At 74.9% G+C, this 582-nt stretch carries 1 protein-coding gene and 1 pseudogene; one reads left to right on the top strand and one right to left on the bottom strand.

The window, feature by feature from the left end:
* Window positions 1-309: hypothetical protein (locus DT057_RS35900; RefSeq protein ID WP_162501633.1), on the top strand; the 309-nt coding region annotated here is incomplete at its 5' end.
* A 32-nt stretch (window positions 310-341) separates the two neighbouring features.
* On the opposite strand, the pseudogene DT057_RS35895 reads toward DT057_RS35900, so the two are convergent.
* A pseudogene (locus tag DT057_RS35895) lies at window positions 342-582 on the bottom strand (CHRD domain-containing protein); the annotation flags it as partial.

Genomic DNA, 582 nt, shown 5'->3' with positions numbered 1-582 from the left:
AGGGACGTCGACCTGAGCACGATCGGCATCAGGACGGCCGAGGGCATGGCGCTCGCCAGGGCCTACCAGATCTACGGCGGCTACGTCACCGACACGGCGGGGCCAGGCACCATCCAGATGGCCTACGTCGAGACCGGGGCGACGAGCCGGCAGATCAGCAACCTGCGCACCGACATGCAGGCGATCCGCGCGCGCCTGGCCCTGGTGACGAACAACACCGCGGCGACGCCGGGCGGCGGCGGCGCGCCGGCCCCGGGCGCACCCGCCGGGTGCGGGGACGCGACCCGCTCGGAGCGTCCCGGGGAGTGACGCGCGGCGCCCCGTGGCGGCCGCCCTGTCGGTCAGGCGAAGGTGACGGCCTCGGCGCTGAGGCTCGCGAGGCGGGTGTTCTGCACCGTGACGGTGTCGCCCGACCCGTAGGCGATCACCACGTCGGCCCCCACCTGCCGGCTGGCGGCCAGGACGTCCGCGAACGACCCGAACGCCCCGCTGTTGAACGCCAGCACGTCGTGCTCGGGCCCGCCCGCGACGAAGTCGCGGATCAGGTCGTGCCCGTCCCCGCGCCCGAACGCGAAGGCGTCG

The sequence above is a fragment of the Methylobacterium crusticola genome (assembly GCF_003574465.1).
GTDB lineage: Bacteria > Pseudomonadota > Alphaproteobacteria > Rhizobiales > Beijerinckiaceae > Methylobacterium > Methylobacterium crusticola.
The sequence above is the reverse complement of the archived record's forward strand: the minus strand, read 5'-3'. Positions and strand labels throughout refer to the sequence as shown.